The 23273-nt window shown below is 61.1% G+C and carries 29 protein-coding genes; 19 read left to right on the top strand and 10 right to left on the bottom strand.

Annotation, left to right across the window (positions count from 1 at the left end):
* Nucleotides 1-39 precede the first annotated feature (39 nt).
* Both AC1RO0_RS05445 and AC1RO0_RS05450 read left to right on the top strand, forming a co-directional pair.
* The gene (locus AC1RO0_RS05445; protein ID WP_498591881.1) at nucleotides 40-429 is read left to right on the top strand and encodes a group II truncated hemoglobin; all 390 of its coding nucleotides are present in this window, start codon (nucleotides 40-42) and stop codon (nucleotides 427-429) included.
* Nucleotides 430-437: 8 nt separating this feature from the next.
* Nucleotides 438-815: a DUF423 domain-containing protein gene (locus tag AC1RO0_RS05450; protein WP_498591882.1), complete on the top strand. Its 378-nt coding sequence runs from the start codon at nucleotides 438-440 to the stop codon at nucleotides 813-815.
* A 16-nt stretch (nucleotides 816-831) separates the two neighbouring features.
* Here AC1RO0_RS05450 and hmuQ read toward each other — a convergent pair whose 3' ends face one another.
* The 5 genes from hmuQ to AC1RO0_RS05475 form a co-directional block, all read right to left on the bottom strand.
* Nucleotides 832-1146, bottom strand: a complete 315-nt coding sequence (gene hmuQ / locus AC1RO0_RS05455; protein WP_498591883.1) for a heme-degrading protein HmuQ — start codon at nucleotides 1144-1146, stop codon at nucleotides 832-834.
* 20 nt (nucleotides 1147-1166) lie between these two features.
* Nucleotides 1167-1445, bottom strand: a complete 279-nt coding sequence (locus AC1RO0_RS05460; protein WP_498591884.1) for a hypothetical protein — start codon at nucleotides 1443-1445, stop codon at nucleotides 1167-1169.
* On the bottom strand, nucleotides 1442-1840 hold the full coding sequence (locus tag AC1RO0_RS05465; protein ID WP_498591885.1) for a DUF2325 domain-containing protein: 399 nt from the start codon (nucleotides 1838-1840) through the stop codon (nucleotides 1442-1444). The genes AC1RO0_RS05460 and AC1RO0_RS05465 overlap by 4 nt, the downstream gene beginning before the upstream one ends.
* A gap of 207 nt (nucleotides 1841-2047) precedes the next feature.
* Entirely contained in the window at nucleotides 2048-3244 is a 1197-nt protein-coding gene (locus tag AC1RO0_RS05470; protein WP_498591886.1) for an energy transducer TonB, read from the bottom strand.
* Between the two features lie 4 nt (nucleotides 3245-3248).
* Complete coding sequence (locus AC1RO0_RS05475; RefSeq protein WP_498591887.1) at nucleotides 3249-3704, bottom strand: hypothetical protein; 456 nt, start codon at nucleotides 3702-3704, stop codon at nucleotides 3249-3251.
* Nucleotides 3705-3902: 198 nt separating this feature from the next.
* On the opposite strand from AC1RO0_RS05475, the gene hemP reads away from it, so the two are divergent.
* The 7 genes from hemP (at nucleotide 3903) to AC1RO0_RS05510 (ending at nucleotide 8939) form a co-directional block, all read left to right on the top strand.
* Nucleotides 3903-4076: a hemin uptake protein HemP gene (gene hemP / locus AC1RO0_RS05480; protein ID WP_153365876.1), complete on the top strand. Its 174-nt coding sequence runs from the start codon at nucleotides 3903-3905 to the stop codon at nucleotides 4074-4076.
* Nucleotides 4077-4085: 9 nt separating this feature from the next.
* The gene (locus AC1RO0_RS05485; RefSeq protein ID WP_498591888.1) at nucleotides 4086-5141 is read left to right on the top strand and encodes a hemin-degrading factor; all 1056 of its coding nucleotides are present in this window, start codon (nucleotides 4086-4088) and stop codon (nucleotides 5139-5141) included.
* Nucleotides 5142-5151: 10 nt separating this feature from the next.
* The gene (locus tag AC1RO0_RS05490; RefSeq protein ID WP_498591889.1) at nucleotides 5152-6084 is read left to right on the top strand and encodes a heme/hemin ABC transporter substrate-binding protein; all 933 of its coding nucleotides are present in this window, start codon (nucleotides 5152-5154) and stop codon (nucleotides 6082-6084) included.
* A 1-nt stretch (nucleotide 6085) separates the two neighbouring features.
* Nucleotides 6086-7195, top strand: a complete 1110-nt coding sequence (locus AC1RO0_RS05495) for a FecCD family ABC transporter permease (protein ID WP_498591890.1) — start codon at nucleotides 6086-6088, stop codon at nucleotides 7193-7195.
* Nucleotides 7196-7202: 7 nt separating this feature from the next.
* Nucleotides 7203-7994 (top strand): heme ABC transporter ATP-binding protein, encoded by a 792-nt coding sequence (locus tag AC1RO0_RS05500; RefSeq protein WP_498591891.1) that lies wholly within the window; start codon nucleotides 7203-7205, stop codon nucleotides 7992-7994.
* A 183-nt stretch (nucleotides 7995-8177) separates the two neighbouring features.
* Nucleotides 8178-8525, top strand: coding sequence for an ElaB/YgaM/YqjD family protein (locus tag AC1RO0_RS05505; protein WP_498591892.1), 348 nt, complete (start codon nucleotides 8178-8180; stop codon nucleotides 8523-8525).
* Nucleotides 8526-8534: 9 nt separating this feature from the next.
* The gene (locus AC1RO0_RS05510) at nucleotides 8535-8939 is read left to right on the top strand and encodes a hypothetical protein (protein ID WP_498591893.1); all 405 of its coding nucleotides are present in this window, start codon (nucleotides 8535-8537) and stop codon (nucleotides 8937-8939) included.
* Nucleotides 8940-9038: 99 nt separating this feature from the next.
* Here AC1RO0_RS05510 and AC1RO0_RS05515 read toward each other — a convergent pair whose 3' ends face one another.
* On the bottom strand, nucleotides 9039-9590 hold the full coding sequence (locus AC1RO0_RS05515; protein ID WP_007689879.1) for an RNA polymerase sigma factor: 552 nt from the start codon (nucleotides 9588-9590) through the stop codon (nucleotides 9039-9041).
* A gap of 11 nt (nucleotides 9591-9601) precedes the next feature.
* Nucleotides 9602-9808 (bottom strand): NepR family anti-sigma factor, encoded by a 207-nt coding sequence (locus AC1RO0_RS05520; protein ID WP_498591894.1) that lies wholly within the window; start codon nucleotides 9806-9808, stop codon nucleotides 9602-9604.
* Nucleotides 9809-10074: 266 nt separating this feature from the next.
* On the opposite strand from AC1RO0_RS05520, the gene AC1RO0_RS05525 reads away from it, so the two are divergent.
* The 4 genes from AC1RO0_RS05525 to preA all read left to right on the top strand — a co-directional run bounded on the left by AC1RO0_RS05525 (nucleotide 10075) and on the right by preA (nucleotide 15247).
* Nucleotides 10075-10869, top strand: coding sequence for a response regulator (locus tag AC1RO0_RS05525; protein WP_498591895.1), 795 nt, complete (start codon nucleotides 10075-10077; stop codon nucleotides 10867-10869).
* A 186-nt stretch (nucleotides 10870-11055) separates the two neighbouring features.
* Nucleotides 11056-12048 carry a sensor histidine kinase gene (locus tag AC1RO0_RS05530; protein WP_498592385.1) on the top strand — a complete coding sequence of 331 codons (993 nt, stop codon included), beginning with the start codon at nucleotides 11056-11058 and terminating at the stop codon, nucleotides 12046-12048.
* 510 nt (nucleotides 12049-12558) lie between these two features.
* A complete protein-coding gene (locus AC1RO0_RS05535) occupies nucleotides 12559-13920 on the top strand; it encodes an NAD(P)-dependent oxidoreductase (RefSeq protein ID WP_498591896.1) in 1362 nt (453 codons plus the stop codon).
* Nucleotides 13921-13933: 13 nt separating this feature from the next.
* Nucleotides 13934-15247, top strand: a complete 1314-nt coding sequence (gene preA, locus AC1RO0_RS05540; RefSeq protein ID WP_498591897.1) for an NAD-dependent dihydropyrimidine dehydrogenase subunit PreA — start codon at nucleotides 13934-13936, stop codon at nucleotides 15245-15247.
* Nucleotides 15248-15311: 64 nt separating this feature from the next.
* Here preA and AC1RO0_RS05545 read toward each other — a convergent pair whose 3' ends face one another.
* A complete protein-coding gene (locus AC1RO0_RS05545) occupies nucleotides 15312-15698 on the bottom strand; it encodes a hypothetical protein (protein WP_498591898.1) in 387 nt (128 codons plus the stop codon).
* A 141-nt stretch (nucleotides 15699-15839) separates the two neighbouring features.
* Complete coding sequence (locus AC1RO0_RS05550; RefSeq protein ID WP_498591899.1) at nucleotides 15840-16484, bottom strand: TetR family transcriptional regulator C-terminal domain-containing protein; 645 nt, start codon at nucleotides 16482-16484, stop codon at nucleotides 15840-15842.
* A gap of 301 nt (nucleotides 16485-16785) precedes the next feature.
* Between AC1RO0_RS05550 and AC1RO0_RS05555 the strand changes: the two genes are divergently transcribed.
* On the top strand, nucleotides 16786-18039 hold the full coding sequence (locus AC1RO0_RS05555; RefSeq protein ID WP_498591900.1) for a Zn-dependent hydrolase: 1254 nt from the start codon (nucleotides 16786-16788) through the stop codon (nucleotides 18037-18039).
* Nucleotides 18040-18088: 49 nt separating this feature from the next.
* Complete coding sequence (gene hydA / locus AC1RO0_RS05560; RefSeq protein WP_498591901.1) at nucleotides 18089-19543, top strand: dihydropyrimidinase; 1455 nt, start codon at nucleotides 18089-18091, stop codon at nucleotides 19541-19543.
* A 30-nt stretch (nucleotides 19544-19573) separates the two neighbouring features.
* On the opposite strand, the gene AC1RO0_RS05565 is transcribed toward hydA, so the two are convergent.
* On the bottom strand, nucleotides 19574-19987 hold the full coding sequence (locus tag AC1RO0_RS05565; RefSeq protein ID WP_498591902.1) for a cupin domain-containing protein: 414 nt from the start codon (nucleotides 19985-19987) through the stop codon (nucleotides 19574-19576).
* A gap of 123 nt (nucleotides 19988-20110) precedes the next feature.
* Here AC1RO0_RS05565 and AC1RO0_RS05570 point away from each other — a divergent pair, with 123 nt between their 5' ends.
* From AC1RO0_RS05570 to AC1RO0_RS05585, 4 genes are read left to right on the top strand one after another with little or no spacing between them, the layout of a single operon-like run.
* Nucleotides 20111-20902 carry an ABC transporter ATP-binding protein gene (locus AC1RO0_RS05570; protein ID WP_498591903.1) on the top strand — a complete coding sequence of 264 codons (792 nt, stop codon included), beginning with the start codon at nucleotides 20111-20113 and terminating at the stop codon, nucleotides 20900-20902.
* Between the two features lie 9 nt (nucleotides 20903-20911).
* Nucleotides 20912-21247 (top strand): hypothetical protein, encoded by a 336-nt coding sequence (locus AC1RO0_RS05575; protein WP_498591904.1) that lies wholly within the window; start codon nucleotides 20912-20914, stop codon nucleotides 21245-21247.
* A gap of 2 nt (nucleotides 21248-21249) precedes the next feature.
* Entirely contained in the window at nucleotides 21250-22137 is an 888-nt protein-coding gene (locus AC1RO0_RS05580; protein ID WP_498591905.1) for an ABC transporter permease, read from the top strand.
* On the top strand, nucleotides 22134-23267 hold the full coding sequence (locus tag AC1RO0_RS05585) for an ABC transporter permease (RefSeq protein WP_498591906.1): 1134 nt from the start codon (nucleotides 22134-22136) through the stop codon (nucleotides 23265-23267). The genes AC1RO0_RS05580 and AC1RO0_RS05585 overlap by 4 nt, the downstream gene beginning before the upstream one ends.
* Nucleotides 23268-23273 lie beyond the last annotated feature (6 nt).

Raw genomic sequence — 23273 nt, forward strand, 5'->3', positions numbered from 1 at the left:
CGAATTGCCATGTAGAGCGCAGCGAACGGGGACCGGCATTTGAGCGAAGAGACCATCACACTCTACCAGGCGATCGGCGGTGACCGGACTGTGCGGACTCTGACGACGCGCTTCTACGATCTGATGGACACGCTGCCGGAAGCAGCCAACTGCCGCGCCGTGCATCCACCGAGCCTCGAAGGCTCCCGCGAAAAATTCTACGAATATCTGACCGGCTATCTAGGCGGACCGCAGCTCTATATCGAGAAGCGCGGCCATCCGCGCCTGCGCAGCCGTCATTTCGTTGCCGCCATCGGCCCGGCCGAGCGCGACGAATGGCTGCTCTGTTTCCACCACGCCATGGCTGAAACCATCGAGAACGAAAAGCTGTGGGCGATCATCTGGGAGCCCATCGAGCGCCTCGCCTTCCATATGCAGAACCGGGAATGAGAGAAGACATGAGCTTCAGCACGATAATCCGTCCACTCGCCCTGTTTATCGCCGGCACTCTCGGCGCCGCCGGTGTCGCGCTCGCCGCTGCCGCATCCCATGGCGGCGATACGCACTTCCTCGGCTCCGCTTCGACCATGTGCCTGGCGCATGCCCCTGCCCTGCTCGCGCTTTATGCCGGCTATGACCGCATCCGCACTGCGCCGGTGGCAGCCGTCCTGCTCGGATTAGGAACGCTGATCTTCGCCGGCGATCTCGTCAGCCGCCATTTCCTCGGCAGCTCGCTGTTCCCCCTGGCCGCGCCGACCGGAGGAATGGGCATGGTGACGGGATGGGTTGTTGTGGCGCTGGGAGCATTCTTCAGGAAAGCCGCGGCGGGAGCTTGAGACGCCTCAGCCTATCTCAAACCCCGGCAACCACGTTAAATCCCTCGAACTTTGGCGGCCCCCAGTACAATGCCTTGTTGCTGCCGGCATTGCGGTGCGCCTCGCGGAAATTCTCGGATTTCGTCCAGTTGAGGAAATCCTCTTCGCTGCGCCAGATCGTGTGCGAGGAAAACAGCGTATAGCCCTCCTCGACATTGATGGAACCGCGCAGCAGGCGGAACTCCACGAAACCGGGAACCTCCCCCAGCCGGGAATCACGGTCTTTCCAAATAGTTTCGAAAGCAATCTCTGAACCGATGACGACCTTGAAGCGGTTCATGGCGATGTACATGGGCCAAATCTCCCGGGCAATCAGACCTTCTTGCGACGGTCGACAGTTTTGCCCGGTTGAGGTGTAAAGGCAATGACATTCGTGCCATCGCGTGCCGTAATATCTGGCGCTATATCCGATTGCTCTCCCGGCAGGCGTGCCTGCCAGGATGGAAATGCCGTCACGTTGGGAGTCTGCCGCTGCTCCTCCGCGCGACGCATCAGCAATTCATAGAGTTCCGGCACGAGGCCATCACCATTCTGCGCAGCCAGCTTGTGCAGGCCGATCATCATGAACCCGTCAGGGCCTTTGTCATTCATCGGGCGGCGTCTCGTTCGTTCATCGTCGTCAGCGCCCGCTCGAGGCTCGACTTGCTGCCGTTGCGCAAGGGTATGAACGCCTTGCCGAACTTCTTGCAACCGGTCTTCACCCGCAGGCAGGCATCATGGCTGATACAGTCGATCGGGCAGAAGACGCAGTCGACGGACGGCAACACTGTGTCGATGCGCGACACCGCCTCGCGCAAGCCGCCATCATGATGGATCAGCTCGGCACCGAAATTGCTGGCGATCTGGCGCAGATGCGCCACCTGGCAATCGCGACCGCCGACATACAGGAAACTGCGCCCATCGAGGCTGGATTTCCCGGGTGCCTGCTCCGGCTTTTGCGCCTCGCGACTATCCCGGCCCAAATCCCTCTTCGCCTTACGCGCCATACATCACCCGTTCATTGATTGCTCTTGCGCACCCGACTCCGCCGAGCGCAAGGCGACCATATTAAACATGAGTTTTAGAGTAAAGTATAAAGTTGAGAATTTTTATCATATTTTGATGCAGCATATTTCCGCACATAGCAATCAAGCGTTTGCGATGGCCAACCGATTGAAATTGATAGTCTGCGTATCGCAAATGCCGATGCCAGCTTATCGCCCGGTCACCTGAACCTCTTGCGTGAACGTCCAATTCGGCTTGCCCCATTCCGGGGGCAATGACGGGAACGGTGCAGCGCGCTGAACGCCGCTGGTGACGGCCTCATCCAATTCCGGGATTCCGGAACTCCGCACCACAGAAACAGAAGTCAGCTCGCCACTCGCGCCGATCGTTAGACGCACGCGTACGGTTATACCCTTTTCATATTTCGACGACAGGCGGACAGCGCGGCGAATACGCGCGCCAACCTTTCCCGGGTAGTTTGCAACGGCTGCGCTACCTGAGCCCATGCGGCGAGCGGCCGTCTGCGAATTCGTATCGGACTGCGCGGTCTCGGTTCCCTCTACAGAGCCCTTCTTCGAATCCTGCTGATTCTCACCTTTCGAACCGGACTTCATCTTCGCAATCTTCGGCACCGGCTTCTTGACGACTTCCTTCGGCTTTTCCTGACGAACGGGCTTCTCGACCGGAGTGACGACTTCAGGCGTCGGCTCAACGGGCTGCACGGTTTCTGCCGGCTGCACGACCATCGTCTCGGCAGGCGCTTGCGTTGCAAGGACCTGTGGCTGCTCGGTCGGCTGAACCGCTTCCGCCATCTCAGCCGGCTGCACATCCGTCTCAGTGGGCTGAACAGCTTCCGCTTCGGTTGGCTGCACCTCCTCCGGCCTGACTTCCGTCGGTTGTACCGTTTCCGGCTGCACGGCCTCCGCCGTCACCTCTTCAGGAGGCTGCTGCGGGCTTTCCTCGCCCGCCGCCATCTGGTCCGCATCGGAATTGCCAATCATTACGACACTGACAGTGTCGCCGGCCTCTTCCTGCGCCTCTTCAGGCGTTGCGACGATCGCCACCAGCAATGCCGCAATCACCAGAGCGTGGAAGAAGCAGGACCCCAAACTGGCAAAAGCAATCGACTTCTTACCGGCGGCCGCTACCTTATGCGCCCTCTCCGCCGACAACATATCCATGACCGGCGGCTCGGAGGCATCCGGCGCGGGCTCGGTCGGGTGAGCGGGATAGGAGCCGATCTGGGTGAAGCGGCTGTAGTGCGATACCGCCTCGGCGGTCGGCGGACGCGGCAGGTTGTCTAGGCCGGCCAGTTCGTGGCCCGGAAGCACACTCGGATAGTTATCATTCAAGCCATCGCCGGAGCGGCGGCGATCGATGGAAACCTGAACCGAGCGGCGTGCCATGGCGTCAGCCTTCGAAAGGAACGGAAAGCTGGGAACGCGTCGTCAAGGCGGCCTTGCAGGCGCCTGCCACCGGGCCATCGCAAACCGGCGTATCGTTGACGATGATGCGGCTGACGCTTTCGCACTTCACGCCGGGCATATCGAATTGCCGCACCCGCTTCTTGCCGATCGGCAGGTCGCGGAAGTCGAGAACAGTGACGCGGTCGACCGCATTCTTGTCATTGAAGAAGGCAAGCTCGAAGGAGATCTTGCTGATCGGCGTCGCTAGGTCGTTTTCGGCGACGAAGGTCATCATGCAGCCCTTCTGGGACGGCGCCAGCGCATTGAGTTCGACGTTAAGCTTCTGCGCATCCGTTGCAGGAGCCGGCGCCGCGACCGCATCCTCGGCGAGGGCCGGGACGCAGGAAGCCATGGCAAACAGCCCACCGGCGGCAACGGCCAAAATCGTCTTGGTCAGCATCAACAATCACTCCCGAAATGTCTCTTGGCGAACGCAAAGCGAGCATTGGATGCCAACGCGTGCACCACCTAAAATTTTAAACTTGACTCCAACAGTCTTCTATTGCGTCTTTATGAAACCATGACTATGTGAGTCAAGTTAAATCTGGCCGGAGCAACCCTTCGGTCCCCTATGAATTTTCAGGCAAAACCAAGCAGGATGATTGCTGAGAAGCCCCCAATACAGCCGGTGCCGCCAGTGGCCGCACAGCAAATTAGAATGGTCGAGAGCACGGATATTTTCCGGGGCCAGACCGAAATCATGATCAGGCATGAGGGCGTCATCTATCGGATGAAGATCACGCGCCAAGGCAAACTCATTCTCAACAAATAGGCATAGCAGATGACCGAGACGACCCGCCCCACCCCCGCCGCCATCCGCGCCTTCCGCGCCGAGAATTCGAAAATGCGCGAGCGCGATATCGCGGCTCGCCTTAGCGTTTCCGAAGCCGCGCTGGTTGCCGCCGAAGTTGGCATTTCCGCCATTCGCATCGATGCCGACGCCAACCGCTTCCTTGAACACATCGCCTCGCTGGGCGAAGTCCTGGCGCTGTCCCGCAACGAAAGCGCCGTGCACGAGAAGATCGGCATCTACGAGAACATCAAGTCCGGCGTACAGGCCGCCATCGTACTCGGCGAGAACATCGACCTGCGCATCTTCCCGAAGCGCTGGGCGCATGGTTTCGCCGTCACCAAGACGGATGGCGACCAGCAGAAGCTCAGCCTGCAATTCTTCGACAAGGCCGGCGACGCCGTGCATAAGGTCCATCTGCGTCCCGCCTCCAATGTCGAGGCCTATCACCAGATGGTCGCGGCACTTCGCCTCGATGACCAGTCGCAGGAGCTCATCGAAGACCTCTCCGGTTACGACAATGGCGCGATCAACGGCGATATCAGCCGCGACGAGCTGCGCAACCATTGGAGCCGCATGACGGACACGCATGAATTCTTCGGCATGCTGAAGAAGCTGAAGATCGGCCGCCAGGCGGCGATCCGCGCCGTCGGTGATGACTACGCCTGGAAGCTCGAGACAGGTGCTGTTGCTGAGATGATGCACGCCTGCGTGCGCGAGGGCCTGCCGATCATGTGCTTCGTCACCAATGAAGGCACCGTGCAGATCCATTCCGGCCCGATCATCAACGTCGCGACCATGGGGCCATGGATCAACGTCATGGATCCCACCTTCCACCTGCATCTGCGCCAGGACCACATCGCGGAAGCCTGGGCCGTGCGCAAGCCGACCAAGGACGGCCACGTCACTTCGTTCGAGGCCTATAATGCCAAGGGCGAGATGATCATCCAGTTCTTCGGCAAGCGGAAGGAAGGCTTCGACGAGCGCCGCGACTGGCGCGCCATCATCGAAAACCTGACACGGGCTGACGCCAGCGTCGCCGCCTGAGGATCGAGCCATGACGATGTTGACCAATATCAAGCGCATCAAGCCGTGGGAAATCGCGCTCACCGCCGTGGTGATGATCCTGCCGCTGGTGCCTGTCAGCCCGATCAAGGGCAACTATAGCCTGGTTCAGCGCGCCCATGCGACAGAGGTGCCGAAGATCGACACATCGCGACTTGTCTCGGTCGGCGGCGATGTCACCGAGATTATCTATGCGCTCGGCGAGGAAAAGCGGCTCATTGCCCGCGACTCCACCAGCAACTATCCGGAAGCCGCGGCCAAGCTACCCGACGTTGGCTATATGCGCGCGCTGTCGCCGGAGGGCATCCTTGCCGTCAATCCGACGGCCATCATCGCCGTCGAAGGTTCCGGCCCGCCGGAGGCGCTGGCCGTGCTGCGCAACGCCAGCCTGCCCTTCGAAACCGTACCGCAGACCTACGATCGTGACGGCATCCTGAAGAAGATCGACGTCGTCGGTTCGCTGCTCGGCGTGCCGGACAAGGCAAGGGCGCTGGAAGGCAAGGTTGCCGCCGACCTCGATGCCGCCATCGCCAATTCAGAAAAGCGTCCGGAAGCCGAGCGCAAGCGCGTACTCTTCATTCTGAGCAACCAGAACGGCAAGATCCTCGCCTCCGGCGACAACACCGCCGCGAGCGGCATCATCAAGCTTGCCGGCGCGATCAACGCGGTCGACAGCTTCTCCGGATACAAGCCGCTGACGGACGAAGCCATCATCGAGGCCAAGCCTGACGTCATCCTGATCATGGATCGCGAAGGCCCGCTGTCGATGAAGGACGAGGACCTGTTGAAGCAGCCGGCGATTTCGCTGACGCCCGCCGCCAGTCACAAGGCGATCATCCGCATGGACGGCCTGCATCTCCTGGGCTTCGGACCTCGCACCGCCAGCGCCGTGCGCGAGCTGAACGCGGCGATCTACGGAGGCTGACATGGCGCTCAGCGAGGTCATGGCGGAGCTGAAGCACATGTCGCACGCAACGACGCGCCGTCGCGAGGGTGACCGCACCCTGCTCGCCGTCCTCGTCCTCGCTGGCCTCGTCGTCGCCTCCTTCCTCGCTTTCGCCTTCTCGATCACCATGGGCGCGTCGAATGCGTCGATCGTCGATGTCATCGCCACCATGATCGGCAATGGAACGGACAGTGCGCTCAGCAGCCGTGACCGCATCATCATCTTCGACATCCGCCTGCCCCGCGCCATCCTCGGCTTCCTGATCGGCGGCGGGCTCGCCGTCTCCGGCGCGGTCATGCAGGGCCTGTTTCGCAATCCGCTGGCCGATCCGGGCCTGATCGGCATTTCGGCCGGCGCCAGCCTCGGCGCGGTCGGGATGATCGTGCTTGGCGCCGGCATCCTCGCGCCGGTCGCCCAGCTTTTCGGCATCTTCGCCCTGCCGATCGCCGCCTTCGTCGGCGGCCTCGTCACGACGATCATCCTCTACAAGGTGGCGACGCGGCATGGGCAGACGTCGATCGCCACCATGCTTCTCGCCGGCATCGCCATCGGCTCGCTGACGCTGGCTGCAACCGGCCTCTTGATCTACATGGCCGATGACCGGCAATTGCGCGACCTCACCTTCTGGAGCATGGGCTCGCTGGCCGGTTCAACCTGGGACAAGATCGCCGCAGCCGGTCCGATCATTGTCCTTGCCATGCTGCCATTGCCGTTCATGGCGCGCGGTCTCAACGCCCTGACGCTCGGCGAAGCCGCCGCCTTCCACATGGGCATCGCCGTCCAGCGCTTGAAGAATACCGCAATCATCAGCGTCGCCGCCGCGGTCGGCGCCTCCGTCGCGGTCAGCGGCGGCATCGGCTTCATCGGCATCATCGTGCCGCATATCCTGCGCATGGCGATCGGCCCGGACCACCGTTTCCTATTGCCGGCCTCGGCGCTGCTCGGCGGCTCCCTGCTGATCATCGCCGATGTGGTTGCCCGCACCATCGTCTCGCCGGCCGAACTGCCGATCGGCATCATCACCGCCAGCGTCGGCGGGCCGTTCTTCCTGTGGATGCTGCTTCGCCAGCGCTCGCGCCTCAGCCTGTGAGTTCCCGATGATCGACGTCTCGAACCTTTCCGTCCGGCTCGCCGGCAAGACAGTCGTGCACGACGTCTCCTTCATTGCCGAACCCGGCGCACTGACCGCAATCTGCGGACCGAACGGTTCCGGCAAGACGACGACTATAAAGGCCATTTCCGGCGAACTTGCTTATCAGGGCTCGGTGCGCCTTAATGCAGCAGAGATCGGCAGCCTCCAGCCGTGGCAACTGGCGGAAACGAGGGGCGTGCTGCCACAGGCAAACACCATCTCCTTTCCCTTCACCGTCCGCGAAATCGTCCGCATGGGGCTGACGACCGGACGCAACCGCCATCCCGAACAGGCAGATCGTATCGCCGCCGATGCGCTTGCCTCCGTCGATCTCACAGGCTTCGAGGGGCGCTTCTATCAGGAGCTTTCCGGTGGCGAACAACAGCGCGTCCAGCTCGCGCGGGTGCTCTGCCAGATCCCGGAGCCCATTGTCGACGGCGAGCCCTGTTGGCTGCTGCTTGACGAGCCTGTCTCCAGCCTCGACATCAGCCACCAACTAACGATCATGACTCTTGCCCGGCAATTCTGTCAGCGCGGCGGCGGTGTCATCGCGGTGATGCACGATCTCAACCTTACCGCGCTTTTCGCCGACCAGATGGTGCTGCTCAAGAATGGGCGATTGGCGGCGGCAGGCCCGGTCGCCGAGGTGCTGACAGACCGGCATCTGCTGGATGTTTTCGGCTGTGCGTTACGGGTTAACCGCGTTCCCAGCGACGGCGCTCCCTTCGTCCTCGCCCACAGCGCGCTTGCCGACTGATCTCCTCTTCGTTGTATCATCTGGAACCTTTCGTTGCATCGCCGCGTTGTTGACAGGTGACCCGGATCGATTTTCTGCGCGCCTGACGGCGCAACATGTCTTGCAGCATTCGGTCATCGCAACAGCCAGCGCGTCGTTCCGGACGCCAGGGCAAAGACGCAAACGATGCAAGGGAGAAAGACCATGGCCACATCCATCCTTCAATCGGCGAAAGCCAAGCGTAATGGCAGCCTGAACGACATCGAAAGCAGCATCGAAGATCAGATCGAACATCTGCGCAGCGAAATCGCTTCCTTTGCCAAGATCATCGGTGAAAGCGGCACCAAACAGAGTCAGAAGGTACGCGCCCGCGCCGAAACCGGCTTGGAAGACCTGACGGCGCGCGGCGAAGACCTACTGCATGAGTTGCAGCGAGGCTACGCCAAGGGGTCTCGCGAAATGCGCAGGACCGTCCGGCAGCATCCGGTCGCAACCATCGGGGCCGCGGCCGTCTTCGGTCTGGCGATCGCCCTGCTTCTGTCCCGCCGCTAAGGAGCCGCGATGCTCGCTCCAATCCTCGGCCTGTTAATGTCAGGCACACTGAACCGTACCGTTGCGCGCACCAAGCGCAACGGTATTTTCGTCGCCATCGCCGCGATCCTTCTTCTCACGGCCTATGGCTTCGCATTGGTGGCCGCCGCCATCTGGCTTGCCACCATCTACGGTGCCGCCGCCTCTGCGCTGCTGATCGCCGCAGGCGCGTTGCTGCTCGGACTGATCGTCCTGGTCATCATGGCGATCCTCAACAAGCAGGAGGAGCGCCGTGCCCGTGAACGCCGCGCCTCCCTGGAGACCATGGCCGTTGCAGCACTTGGCCTTGCAAAGACCCAGCCGCTGCTGACCGCCGCCATCGCCACGGCTTTGGTGTTCGGCAACCTGCTTGGAACGAAGAAACGGGATGATTGAGCGGCGGCCCAGCCGATCGACAGGGTTCGCGACTACGCGCAAACGCATAAAATGATCAGCCCGCACCATCATGAGTGATCGTGCGGGCTGATTGCATTCTCAGAAGGCAAACGCCTTGGAGGTCAGCGGCGCGGACGTGGCGTCCGGGCCGAAATCCGCTTCGCCTGAAATCTGCAGCACTTCCTGCAGCCGCTGGCGGGCACGGTTGACGCGGCTCTTGATGGTGCCGACGGCGCAACCGCAGATCTCGGCGGCTTCCTCATAGGAAAAACCGGAAGCGCCGACGAGGATGATGGCTTCGCGCTGATCGGGCGGCAACTGATCCAGTGCCTTGCGGAAATCCTGCAGGTCGAGTGCACCATATTGGGAAGGATGCGTCGCCATCGATTCGGTGAACAGGCCATCGCTGTCCTGCACCTCGCGGCCACTCTTGCGCATCTGGCTGTAAAGTTCGTTGCGCAGGATGGTGAAGAGCCAGGCCTTCATGTTAGTGCCCATCTCGAAATGATCCTGCTTCGCCCAAGCCTTCATGATCGTGTCCTGCACGAGATCATCGGCACGGTCGTGACGACCGGTGAGCGAAATGGCGAAGGCACGGAGGCTCGGCAGGGCAGCCAGGAGTTCGCGCTTGAAGCTCGGTTGCTGTTCCATGATGCTTCCCCTCAATCGGAGACTTTTGCGGAAGCCAAGCGCTCAACCTGATCCAGTTTCTCGAGCAGGTCGAGAAAGCGATCGGGGATAGCTTCATCCTGCACCGCGGCATAGAAGGAGCGCAGCCGGTTGCCGATCTGATTGTTGGGATCGAGGATGTCGGCAGCGCGCAGATCAGCGCGGCTCCGGTCCGCTTCCTCTTGATTTTGGGTGGTCATTTGGCCTGCTCGCTTCCGCATTTTCTCACGTTCATGGGTCGGGTGCGCCTATATGCCCTGGTCCGGATGACCAGTCTGCCTCGTTCACGTCCGCTTCAATCCGAAATCGGAGGAGGATGAAACCTACTGTTCGTTCGCAGGGTAATGCCATTGCCTAAAAAAAGTTCCGGTGCAGAGGAACTTTTTTACCAAACTGGCGTTTCTTTATCATTGCAGCTCGGAGGCTGTGTTTCAATTAAGAATTGATTAAAAGGCGGGAGCCATTAATGACACTTTCCACACGCATTGCGCCGCATCTTCCGTACTTGCGCCGCTACTCCCGCGCGTTGACCGGGACACAGACTTCGGGAGACGCCTATGTCGCGGCGGTCCTGGAAGCGATCATCAGCGATCTTTCCATCTTTCCGGAAACATCCAACGATCGCGTCGCCCTTTATAAACTCTTCACCAAGCTCTTCGGTTCCACGGCGATCCAGATCCCCGAACCGACCTCGCCCTATGCCTGGGAGCAGCGTGCTTCGATAAACCTTGCAAAGGTGTCGCCGATCGCCCGTCAGGCCTTCCTTCTTGCCTCCGTCGAAAACTTCCGCCTCGGCGAGATCGCCAACATTCTTGAAGTATCGGAAACCGAAGCCATGAGCCTGCTCGACAAGGCGTCGCAGGAGATTTCGCGCCAGGTTGCCACCGATATCATGATCATCGAGGACGAGCCGCTGATCGCGATGGATATCGAGCAGATGGTGGAAAGCCTCGGGCATCGCGTGACCGGCATCGCCCGCACCCATGCGGAAGCTGTCGCCCTGCACAATGCCACCAAGCCCAGCATGGTGCTTGCCGACATCCAGCTTGCCGACGGCAGCTCCGGCATCGACGCCGTCAACGACATCCTCAAGACATCGAACATTCCGGTCATCTTCATCACCGCTTTCCCGGAGCGTCTGTTGACCGGCGAACGCCCCGAGCCGACCTTCCTCGTCACCAAGCCGTTCAATCCGGACATGGTGAAAGCCCTGATCAGCCAGGCGCTTTTCTTCAACGAAACCACAAAGGTGGCTGCCTGACTCGATTCGACACCCTGTCGCGGAACAAAGATGGCAACCGAACGTTCCGGCTGCTAAGGGACGCTTTACCGACTGTTATGGCGAGTGATTGTATGGACCGGGCTGAGTTCTTCCGGCCGAGAATGCCCTGTCGGCGGGGTTCTCGAAATTCGAGTGAAAGGCAAACCGGTGAATACGACTGAACCATTGTCCGGCGCGCCTTTGAGTTTTGAAGGCAAGGCCGCTATGATGGAGCGGGCGCTCGGAAGCGCCGGCATCTCGATCCTCTTTCAGGATACGACCCTTGCGATCCGCTATGCCGAAAACCTGCCCGACCACCTGAAACCATCCCTGATCATCGGCGGGACCGACCTGCACCTCTTCGGCGAGAAGGACGGCGCGCACCTGCTGCAGCTAAAGCGCGGCGTGCTGGAAAGCGGCAAGCCCGCCAGCGCGGAAGTAGAGCTCCCAACCGGCGACGGCGTGCGCGTCTACGAGCTGAAGATCGAGCGCATAGGCGGACGCAAGCCGCAGGGCCTGCTCTCCGTCATCTCCGAGGTCACCGAGACGCGCCACCGCGAAAAGGTCCTGAAATCGCTGCTGCGCGAGCTGTCGCATCGCTCCAAGAACCTTCTGGCGATCATCCAGGGCATCGCCACGCAGACGGCGCGCCATACGCTGACGATCGAAAACTTCCTGATCAAGTTCCGCGGCCGCCTGCAATCGCTGTCGAATTCCCAGGACCTGATCACCGATTCCAGCTGGCGCGGCGCCTATCTGTTCGAACTCGCCGAAAAGCAATTCGCCCCCTACTGGCCCGATGCCGGCGTACCCATGCCGATCTACGGGATCAACGCGCATCTGACGCCGAATGCCGCCGTGCATCTCGGCCTTGCCCTGCACGAACTGATCGTCAATTCCGCCTCGCACGGCGCCATTTCGGCCGGCGCCACGAGCATCACGCTGAATTGCAGGGAATCCGAACTCGACGGCAAGAAAGCGATCGAAGTCGCCTGGTCGGAACGCTTCTATTTCCCCGCCGATCATGAGTTCGAGGATAACAGCTTCAGCCGCACCGTGCTTGAGCGCGTGGTGCCGAGCTCCATGAACGGTCGCGCCGATTTCTCCATCGGCGACGACAGCATCGGCTATCGCCTGACCATCCCGGAAACCGAATACGAAATCCTCCGCCGCCGCTGAGCGGCGCGCGTGAGGACGACAAATGAAAACAGCCAGTGCGAGGGCGGCGCACTGGCTGCTTTTCACTCATCGGGAGGGGACCGTGAGTAGTTGCCCGGTAACGATGTTGGGGGCGTGCATCTATCGATGCACTCATCACCAAGCATTCTCTAAACGACGACGCCGGGGGCTTGGTTCCCATCTTTCTCAAAAAAATTTTGATTTTCTTCTCATGCGGCCATCGCCATCTCGACAGAGCGTCAACGACAGCCGTCGCACAGTTTGAGAACTTCTCCATAATTCTGGACTATTACAGTTAAGTTTCTTGATCTTTCACCGATCAGCAACGCAAGAATACAAAATACAAAACATACCCTTAGTAGAGGCTCTCCGGCCAGGTTCAGCACTGTGCGGTAGAGACGAAAAATTCTATTTCGATAAAAGCGAAATCCAAAATTTTACCGTTTGATAAATTTTTTATCCTGAGTTACCGTTTGTTCCACTGGCCGTTTACTATAAGAGGGAACGTCAATGGGACGACTGGAAACAGGGATTCATAAGGGCCGGCTGACGCCTGCCGAATATGATGCGAACTTCTCCGATCTTCATCCGCGCCTGAACGATCACGAGGCGCTGGTCGCTGCCGACCGCTGTTATTTCTGCTACGACGCGCCGTGCATGACGGCCTGTCCCACCTCCATCGACATTCCGCTGTTCATCCGCCAGATCTCGACGGGCAATCCGATCGGCTCGGCCAAGACCATCTTCGACCAGAACATTCTGGGCGGCATGTGCGCCCGCGTCTGTCCCACCGAACAGCTCTGCGAGCAGGATTGCGTCCGCAATACTGCCGAAGAGCGCCCGGTCGAAATCGGCCGGCTGCAACGCTACGCGACCGACATAGCCATGGCCGAGAACAAGCAGTTCTACGCCCGCGCCGCGTCGAGCGGCAAAAAGATCGCCGTCGTCGGCGCCGGTCCCGCCGGCCTTGCCTGTGCCCATCGCCTTGCGGTGAAGGGCCACGAGGTCGTAATCTTCGACGCCCGTGAAAAGGCCGGAGGCCTCAACGAATACGGCATCGCCACCTACAAGGCCGTCGACGATTTCGCGCAGAAGGAAGTCGATTACGTGCTGTCGATCGGCGGCATCGAGGTGAAGAACGGCCAGGCGCTCGGCCGCGATTTCAGCCTTGCCGATATCGCCTCGCAATATGATGCCGTCTTCCTCGGCCTCGGCCTTGCCGGCGTCAATGCGCTGCGCGCCGAAGGCGAGGATCTCGACGGCGTCGCGGATGCTGTCGCCTATATCGCCGATCTGCGCCAGGCGGGCGACAAGGCGGATATCGCCATCGGCCGCCGCGTCGTCGTTCTCGGCGGCGGCATGACCGCTATCGACGCCGCCGTGCAGGCAAAACTGCTCGGCGCCGAAGAGGTGACGATCTGTTATCGCCGCGGCAAGGAGCACATGAATGCTTCCGAGTACGAGCAGGATCTCGCCGCTTCCAAGGGCGTCATGATCCGCCATTGGCTGGCGCCGAAGCGCATTCTCGACAAGGACGGCAAGGTCGCCGGCATCGAGGTGGAATACACCGAACTGCGAGACGGCAAGCTCACCGGCACCGGCGATATCGGCGTCATCGCCGCCGACCAGATCTTCAAGGCCATCGGCCAGACCTTCGAAGCCTCCGGCCTCGGCGCATTGCGCATGGAAGCCGGCCGCATCGCCATCGACAGCGAAGGCCGCACCTCGCTCGAGCATGTCTGGGCCGGCGGCGACTGCGTGCTCGGCGGCGACGACCTGACGGTGTCAGCCGTCGCACAGGGCCGTGACGCGGCCGAATCCATCAACCACGCGCTCGCTGCCTCTGTGCAACCGAACGCCGCCGTCGCTTGAAGGAGAAATCGATATGGCTGATCTCCGCAATAATTTCGTCGGCATCAAATCCCCGAACCCGTTCTGGCTCGCCTCCGCGCCGCCGACCGACAAGGCCTACAATGTCGAGCGCGCCTTCAAGGCCGGCTGGGGCGGTGTCGTCTGGAAGACGCTCGGCGAGGAAGGCCCGCCGGTCGTCAACGTCAACGGCCCGCGCTACGGCGCGATCTGGGGTGCCGACCGCCGCCTGCTCGGCTTGAACAATATCGAGCTGATCACTGACCGCGACCTCTATACCAACCTGCGCGAAATGAAGCAGGTGAAGATGAACTGGCCGGACCGCGCCCTCATCGCCTCGATCATGGTCCCTTGTGTCGAGGATGCCTGGAAGGCGATCTTGCCGCTGGTGGAGGAAACCGGCGCTGACGGCATCGAACTCAATTTCGGCTGTCCGCACGGCATGTCGGAGCGCGGCATGGGTGCTGCGGTCGGACAGGTGCCGGAATATATCGAAATGGTCGTGCGCTGGTGCAAGCAATATACCCGCATGCCCGTCATCACCAAGCTGACGCCGAATATCTCTGACATCCGCAAGCCCGCCCGCGCCGCCAAGGCCGGCGGTACCGATGCCGTGTCGCTGATCAACACGATCAACTCGATCGTCTCCGTCGATCTTGACAATTTCGCGCCGAACCCGACGGTCGGCGGCAAGGGCAGTCATGGCGGTTACTGTGGCCCGGCAGTCAAGCCGATCGCGCTCAACATGGTGGCCGAGATCGCTCGTGATCCGGAAACCTACGGCCTGCCGATCTCCGGCATCGGCGGTATCACCACCTGGCGTGACGCGGCCGAATTCATGGCGCTCGGCTCCGGCAATGTGCAGGTCTGCACAGCGGCGATGACCTACGGCTTCAAGATCGTTCAGGAGATGATCACCGGCCTCTCCGACTGGATGGACGAAAAGGGTCACCGCAATCTCGACGACATCATCGGCCGCGCCGTGCCGAATGTCTCCGACTGGCAGTATCTGAACCTCAACTACATCGCCAAGGCCAAGATCGACCAGGACGCCTGCATCAAGTGCGGCCGTTGCTACATCGCCTGCGAGGATACCTCGCACCAGGCGATCACCAACATGGTCGACGGCGCGCGGCATTTCGAGGTGATGGACGAGGAATGCGTCGGCTGCAATCTCTGCGTCAGCGTCTGCCCGGTCGAAAACTGCATCACCATGGAGGAACTGCCGGCCGGCAGCCTCGACAAGCGCACCGGCAAGATCGTCGACCCGAACTACGCCAACTGGACGACCCATCCGAACAACCCGATGGCGCAGCAGGCGGCGGAGTAACGACCGACTCCGGTGCCCTGCTATCGCGCGGAAGTTCGGTCAATATTGGCGAAGTGGCGCGACCCTAGGCGGGGTTGCGCCTCAGCCACCACCAGCCGCGAATGCCGGCGATAGCCAGCAACATGTATAGGACGGCGAGCGCCGAACCCAATATTGGGAAAAGCAGAACGTTTACGGCCAAATTGATCAGATACAAAGGCATGACTATCGGTATGACGTGGAAGGCGCCGGCGCGAATGCGCCAACCAACGGCGGCGATAAATAAACCAAGTGCAATGGTCAGGAGCGGGGTTATCGGACCATTGTCCCAGGAACCATTGGCCAAGGCCAGAGTGGTCGTAGAAAGTCCGGCGAGGAAGATCGGCAGTCCGCTCATTCTTGCCGCATAAGTCGCACCTTCGCGGTCAGATATCCTGATCCAGTACCACCGCTGATCTTCTTTTTCTGCCAATCTTCGACACCGCCCGTTCACCGCACTGACCTTGCTGGGCCATCGCATAAACTGCGCGCATCGTAAACACCGATTCCCAGACAGTGCGCCTTCGATCCACCAAATTTCACCCACTATATTAGCGAGCACAAGCTAGTGGGACTACGGCCGGCGAATGCCGAGCCCGTCGACAAACAGCTTTTCCAGATAGCGCGCCGCATCCTCGAAGCGCCCCTCGCCCGAATGTTCCTGCCCGAGCACGGCACGCACCTGCACGTCGAAATCCGCATAATGCTGCGTTGTCGACCAGATGGAGAAGATCAGGTGGTAGGGATCGCATTTGGCGATCTTGCCGGCCTTGGCCCAGGTGCGGATGACCTCGGCCTTTTCATCGACGAGGCTCTTCAGCGGGCCGCGAAGCTCGTCCTCGATATGCGGCGCGCCCTGCAGCATCTCATTGGCGAACAGACGGCTTTCGCGTGGGAAATCGCGGGCCATTTCGAGCTTGCGGCGGATATAGGAGCGGATCTCGCTTTCGGGATTGCCATTGGCATCGAAGGCACGCAGCGGCTCCAGCCAGGTGAACAGCACGCGGTCGATCAGCGCCCGGTGCATGGCCTCCTTGGTGCGGAAATAATAGAGCACATTGGGCTTCGACATACCGGCGACATCGGCGATCTGGTCGATGGTCGAGCCGCGGAAACCGTGGACGGAAAACACGTCCAGCGCGGCCTCGAGTATCACTTCCTCTTTTTCTTCCTGGATGCGGGTGCGGCGCTGGGTCTTGGCGGCTCTGGGAATGGCCATGTCTGCTCTGTTTCTCCTTGAAATCCAAGCCCTTCGGCCAAGTTCTCATTGCACCCTGCCCGCGCTGTAAATTTGGGCAATTGCCTGAAATTTTATCGGGAATTTTCGCGCTTTTCGTCTTGAGCGCCGCCACGGAAGTTGTAATGTTTACCAATCGGTCAAATTATCTGTCAGATGTCTTACAAAGGCAACCGGCGATTTTCCGGGGCAAGAAAAACAAGCAAACGCTCCGGCAACGACCATCGGGAACAATTGGGCATGCGCCTTGCATGCCCCAGGACAAACAGGTGAGGATTGCATCATGGTGGCAGCGCCAGGAGAAAACATGCGTATCAACGGCGACCGCCTTTGGGATATGCTGATGGACATGGCGAAAATCGGCCCCGGCATTGCCGGCGGCAATAATCGTCAGACGCTGACCGACGCCGACGCCGAAGGCCGCAGCCTTTTCAGGACATGGTGCGAAGATGCCGGCATGAAGGTTGGCGTCGACAAGATGGGCACGATGTTCGCCACCCGCGCCGGCACCGATCCGGACGCACTGCCGATCTACGTCGGCTCGCATCTCGACACCCAGCCGACCGGAGGCAAGTATGACGGCGTCCTCGGCGTCCTCGGCGCCCTCGAAGTCGTGCGCACGATGAACGATCTCGGCATCAAGACCAAGCATCCGATCGTCGTCACCAACTGGGCCAACGAGGAAGGCGCGCGCTTCGCCCCAGCCATGCTCGCCTCCGGCGTCTTCGCCGGCATGCATACGCTGGATTACGCCTATGGCCGCAAGGACCCGGATGGCAAGACCTACGGCGAGGAACTGAAGCGCATCGGCTGGCTCGGCGACGAAGAGGTCGGCGCCCGCAAGATGCACGCCTATTTCGAATATCACATCGAACAGGGTCCGATCCTAGAGGCCGAGGAAAAGACGATCGGCGTCGTCACGCACTGCCAAGGCCTGTGGTGGCTGGAATTCACGCTGACCGGCAAAGAGGCGCACACCGGCTCGACGCCGATGAACATGCGCGTCAATGCCGGGCTTGCCATGTCGCGGATCATCGAGATGGTGCAGGGCGTCGCCATGGAAAACCAGCCAGGCGCCGTCGGCGGTGTCGGCCAGGTATCCTTCTCGCCGAATTCACGCAACGTGCTCCCCGGCAAGGTGGTCTTCACCGTCGACATCCGCACGCCCGACAAGGACAAGCTTGACCGCATGCGCGCCAAGATCGAAGCCGAAGCGCCCAAGATCTGCGACGCCCTCGGCGTCGGCTGCTCGGTCGAGGCTATCGGCCATTTCGAGCCGGTGACCTTCGACCCGAAGCTGGTCACATCCGTGCGCAACGCCGCCGAGAGGCTCGGCTACAGCCACATGAACATCATCTCCGGCGCCGGCCACGACGCCTGCTGGGCCGCCAAGGTAGCACCCGCCACCATGGTTATGTGCCCCTGCGTCGGCGGCCTCTCGCACAACGAGGCGGAAGAGATTTCCAAGGAATGGGCAGCCGCCGGCGCCGATGTCCTGTTCCACGCGGTCGTGGAGACGGCGGAGATCGTGGCGTGATGCCTGTCTTTGCCGAGCACCAGAACTTCATACATCGGGAGCAGACACCATGAGCACAGTCATCAAGGGTGGAACCATCGTCACGGCCGATCTGACCTATAAGGCCGACGTCAAGGTCGAAGGCGGGAAGATCGTTGAGATCGGGCAGAACTTGTCCGGTAGCGAAGTGCTCGATGCCACCGGCTGTTATGTCATGCCGGGCGGCATCGACCCACACACCCATCTCGAAATGCCGTTCATGGGCACCTACTCCTCCGACGATTTCGAAAGCGGCACGCGGGCGGCGCTCGCCGGCGGCACGACGATGGTGGTGGATTTCGCGCTGCCCTCGCCCGGCCAGTCGCTGCTTGAAGCGCTGACCATGTGGGACAACAAGTCGACGCGGGCGAACTGCGACTACTCCTTCCACATGGCGATTACCTGGTGGGGCGAGCAGGTCTTCAACGAGATGGAAGCCATCGTCCGCGACAAGGGCATCAACACCTTCAAGCATTTCATGGCCTATAAGGGCGCGCTGATGGTGGATGACGACGAGATGTTCTCGTCCTTCCAGCGCTGCGCCGAGCTTGGCGCGCTGCCGCTCGTCCATGCCGAAAACGGCGACGTGGTGGCGCAGATGCAGGCGAAACTGCTGGCCGAAAGCAATAATGGCCCGGAAGCGCATGCCTATTCCCGTCCGGCCGAGGTCGAGGGCGAAGCGACGAACCGTGCCATCATGATCGCCGACATGGCGGGCTCGCCCGTCTATATCGTCCACACCTCCTGCGAACAGGCGCATGAAGCCATCCGCCGCGCGCGCCAGAAGGGCATGCGCGTCTATGGCGAGCCGCTGATCCAGCACCTGACGCTGGACGAAACCGAATATACCAATGCCGATTGGGACCATGCCGCCCGCCGCGTCATGTCGCCGCCATTCCGCAACAAGCAGCATCAGGACAGCCTCTGGGCAGGCCTCGCCTCCGGCTCGCTGCAGGTGGTCGCCACCGACCATTGCGCCTTCACCACCGAACAGAAGCGTTTTGGCCTTGGCGATTTCACCAAGATTCCGAACGGCACCGGCGGCCTTGAAGACCGCATGCCGATGCTCTGGACCTATGGTGTCAACACCGGCCGCCTGACCATGAACGAATTCGTGGCGGTGACCTCGACCAATATCGCCAAGATCCTCAACTGCTACCCGAAGAAGGGCGCGATCCTCGTCGGCGCCGATGCCGATATCGTCGTCTGGGATCCGAAGCGGTCGAAGACCATTGCCGCCAAGACGCAGCAGTCGGCAATCGACTACAACGTCTTCGAGGGCAAGGAAGTGACGGGCCTGCCGCGCTACACCCTGACCCGCGGCGTGGTCGCCATCGAGGAAGGCACGGTGAAGACGCAGCAGGGCCACGGCGAATTCGTCAAGCGCGACCCCTTCACCGCCGCCAACCGTGCGCTTTCGACCTGGAAGGAAGTCACCGCGCCACGCAAGGTGCAGCGCAGCGGCATCCCCGCAAGCGGGGTGTAACGCTTGGCTCCGGCATTTCGGCCCATCAGCTCAAAGCGGCACCAACCGCTCCAGATCCGGCAGCAGGACGACGCTTTCCTGCTCGTTCGGGTCGGTGCGGGCGATGATGGCCGTCGCCGGCTGATCGCTGAGATTGGCGGGCAGATGCGGCACGCCAGCCGGAATGTAGAACATCTCGCCGGCGCGAACGACAACGTGCTCTTCCAGCTGATCCCCGAACCAACAGTGCGTCTCTCCCGAAAGAGCATAGATCGCAGTCTCGTGCGAAACATGCAGATGCGCCTTGGCGCGGCCGCCCGGCGGGATCGTCAGAAGATGCATGCAGATGCCTGTCGAGCCGACGGTCTCGGCGGCAATCCCCTCGAAATAGCTAAAGCCCTGCTTGCCGGCATAGGTGCCGCCAGGCCGCACGACACGGCAGGTGGGCTTCGATGACATACTCATGGCATTGCTCCTCTGGATCGGGCAGCCGCGCAGCGGCCCTGTCTTCCCAAATTACCGCAATGCCAAACAGGATAACAAGCAATCCGCCGCTCTACGCGGCGAAAACATGACTGGTAGGTGTTAATGACGTCGTCCGCTTCTTCCGTCGTCTCCGCGCGGAACCTCTGTCTCGCCTACGAGACCAATGACGGGCCGGTGCATGCGCTGAGCAATGTCGATCTCGAGGTACGCAAGGGCGATTTCGTTTCCTTCATCGGCCCCTCTGGCTGCGGCAAGACCACGTTCCTGCGTGTCATCGCCGATCTCGAGCGCAAGACCTCCGGCGACATCACCGTCAACGGCATGACAGCGGATGAGGCGCGGAAGGCCCGTGCCTACGGCTATGTCTTCCAGGCGCCCGCCCTTTATCCCTGGCGCACCATCGAAAAGAACATCGCCTTGCCGCTGGAGATCATGGGTTATGCCAGGGACGAGCAGGCCAAGCGCATCGCCCAGACGCTGGACCTGGTCAACCTCACCGGTTTCGAGAAGAAATTCCCCTGGCAGCTTTCGGGCGGCATGCAGCAGCGCGCCTCGATCGCCCGCGCGCTCGCCTTCGACGCCGACCTGCTCTTGATGGATGAGCCCTTCGGCGCGCTCGACGAGATTGTTCGCGACCACCTCAACGAACAGCTATTGAAGCTCTGGAAGCGCACGAACAAGACCATCTGCTTCGTGACGCATTCGATCCCGGAAGCGGTCTATCTCTCCACCAAGATCGTCGTCATGTCGCCCCGCCCGGGCCGCGTCACCGACATCATCGAATCCACGCTGCCGCTGGAGCGCCCGCTCGATATTCGCGAAACACCCGAATTCCTGGAGATCGCCCACCGCGTCCGCGAAGGGCTGAGAGCGGGGCATAGCTATGAGGAATAGGATCACATCATGAACCCGCAATTCCTCCTCTGGCTCGTCGGCGCCATGGCGGTCTTCATCGGCGGGGCAACCGCCTCGCGGACCTATATCGCCAACAACAACATGTTCGTCCTCATCCTGGCGCTCATCCTCTATTGCATCGGCAATCTTATGATGATCCGGCTCATGCGTGAGGGCGGGCTGGGGCTGGCGATATCAGCCTCGTCCATCGCCCAGCTCGTGGTTGTCAACATCGTTGCCTTCATCGTCTTCGGCGAGCGGCTGAGCCTGCCGCAATTGGCCGGCGTCGGGCTCGGCATCGTCGCCATGGTGCTGATGCTGTTTCCCGCGCAAGGGAGGGCATAAGCATGGAGAAGGAGCAGTTCTTCAAGCATAAGTTCCTGCCGGTCACGACCATCGTGCTGGCGATCGTCCTGCTGTGGTACGTCTTCGCCGTCATCCTCAACGCGCCGTTCCAGCGCGACCTCGACCGGCGCGGCAATGTCACCTCGACGACGATGGAGTTCATCAGCAAGACGCTGGCACAACCGAAACCGATCCTGCCGGCGCCGCATCAGGTGGCGCAGAACGTCTTCGAAAACACCTTTCTCCGAACCCCGACCAGCAATCGCAGCCTCGTCTACAACGCCTGGGTAACGCTCGCTCCCACGGCTGTCGGCTTTGCCTTCGGCACCGTGCTCGGCATTCTCTTTGCCGTTGGCATCGTGCATATGGTCGCGCTCGACCGCAGTCTCATGCCCTGGATTATTGCATCGCAGACGATCCCCATCCTGGCAATCGCGCCGACGATCATCGTCGTCTTCAGCGCCCTGGGCATCGACGGGCTGATCCCCAAGGCGCTTATTTCCACCTACCTGTCGTTTTTCCCCGTCACCGTCGGCATGACCAAGGGACTACGTTCGCCGGAGGTCATGCATCTGGACCTGATGCGCACCTATAATGCCAGCGCGTCGCAGACCTTCTGGAAGCTGCGCGTGCCGGCCTCGATCCCATTTCTCTTCACCTCGATGAAGGTGGCGATTGCCGCAAGCCTCGTCGGCACCATCGTCGGCGAGCTTCCGACCGGAGCCGTGGCTGGCATCGGTGCCAAGCTGCTCGCAGGCTCCTATTACAGCCAGACGATCGACATCTGGGCGGCACTCGTCGCTGGCTCGGTACTGGCGGCAATCCTTGTCGCCATCGTCGGAATTGCCGCACGCATCGTCAATCACTCGATGGGAGGGAGGCCGGCATGAAACTGATCCAGCTCTCCTGGCAGGGTCTTCTTGCCCTCCTGCTTTGCCTTGCCGCCGCGCTTACGCTACCGCTGTTTGCGGAGGGCGCGCCGGAGCCGATTCAGCCGAGCATTGTAGCACTCGTCTTCTTTCTCATCGTTGTCACTGCGATTTTTTCCCAATCCACTCTGCCGGCAGCGATTACTGCGGCCATCCTGTTTCTGGGCGCGCACGAAACCGCCTGGCTGTTGCTGTCCCAGATTACCGGCAACGAAGGCAACGCACAGCCCTCCTTCTTCCTGCTGGTCGCGGCCGGCTGGCTTCTCGCCTGGCGCTGCGTCTCCGTGCTGTCATCAACCCGGCCACACTCCACCATCGGCAATTATGGGCTGCGGCTGCTGATTCCGGTGATTTTCGGCGTCTGGATTCTGATCATATGGGAGGCGGTAACGCGTGGCGCCGGCGTCTCCCTGGTTCTGCTGCCGCCGCCAAGCGCCATCGGGGCAAGGATTATCAGCTCACTTCCAACACTTTGGACCGATATACAGCAGACCATCTTCAAATCCGTCCTAATTGGCTACATCATCGGCTGCGGCAGCGGTTTTGTCGTCGCCATCCTCGCCGACCGCTTCGCCTTCCTGCGTCGTGGCCTGCTGCCGATCGGCAATTTCGTCTCGGCGATGCCGATCATCGGCGTCGCGCCGATCATGGTCATGTGGTTCGGCTTCGACTGGCAGTCCAAGGCCGCCGTCGTTGTCATCATGACCTTCTTCCCGATGCTGGTGAACACCGTCGCCGGCCTTGCCGCCGCCGGCAACATCGAGCGCGACCTTATGCGGACCTATGCGTCGAGCTACTGGCAAACGCTGTTCAAGCTGCGCCTGCCGGCCGCCGCTCCCTTTATTTTCAATGCGCTAAAGATCAACTCGACCTTGGCCATGATCGGTGCCATCGTGGCGGAGTTCTTTGGTACACCCATGTCGGGTATGGGGTTTCGCATCTCGACCGAAAACGGTCGGCTGAATCTCGACATGGTCTGGGCGGAGATCGCGACCGCCGCAATCGCGGGGTCCGTGTTCTACGGCATCGTCGCCATTCTTGAGAGGATGACGACGTTCTGGCATCCGTCTATCCGCGGTGGAAAGACGTAAACTAAG

The organism is Rhizobium sp. GW821-FHT14E12 (assembly GCF_058803745.1).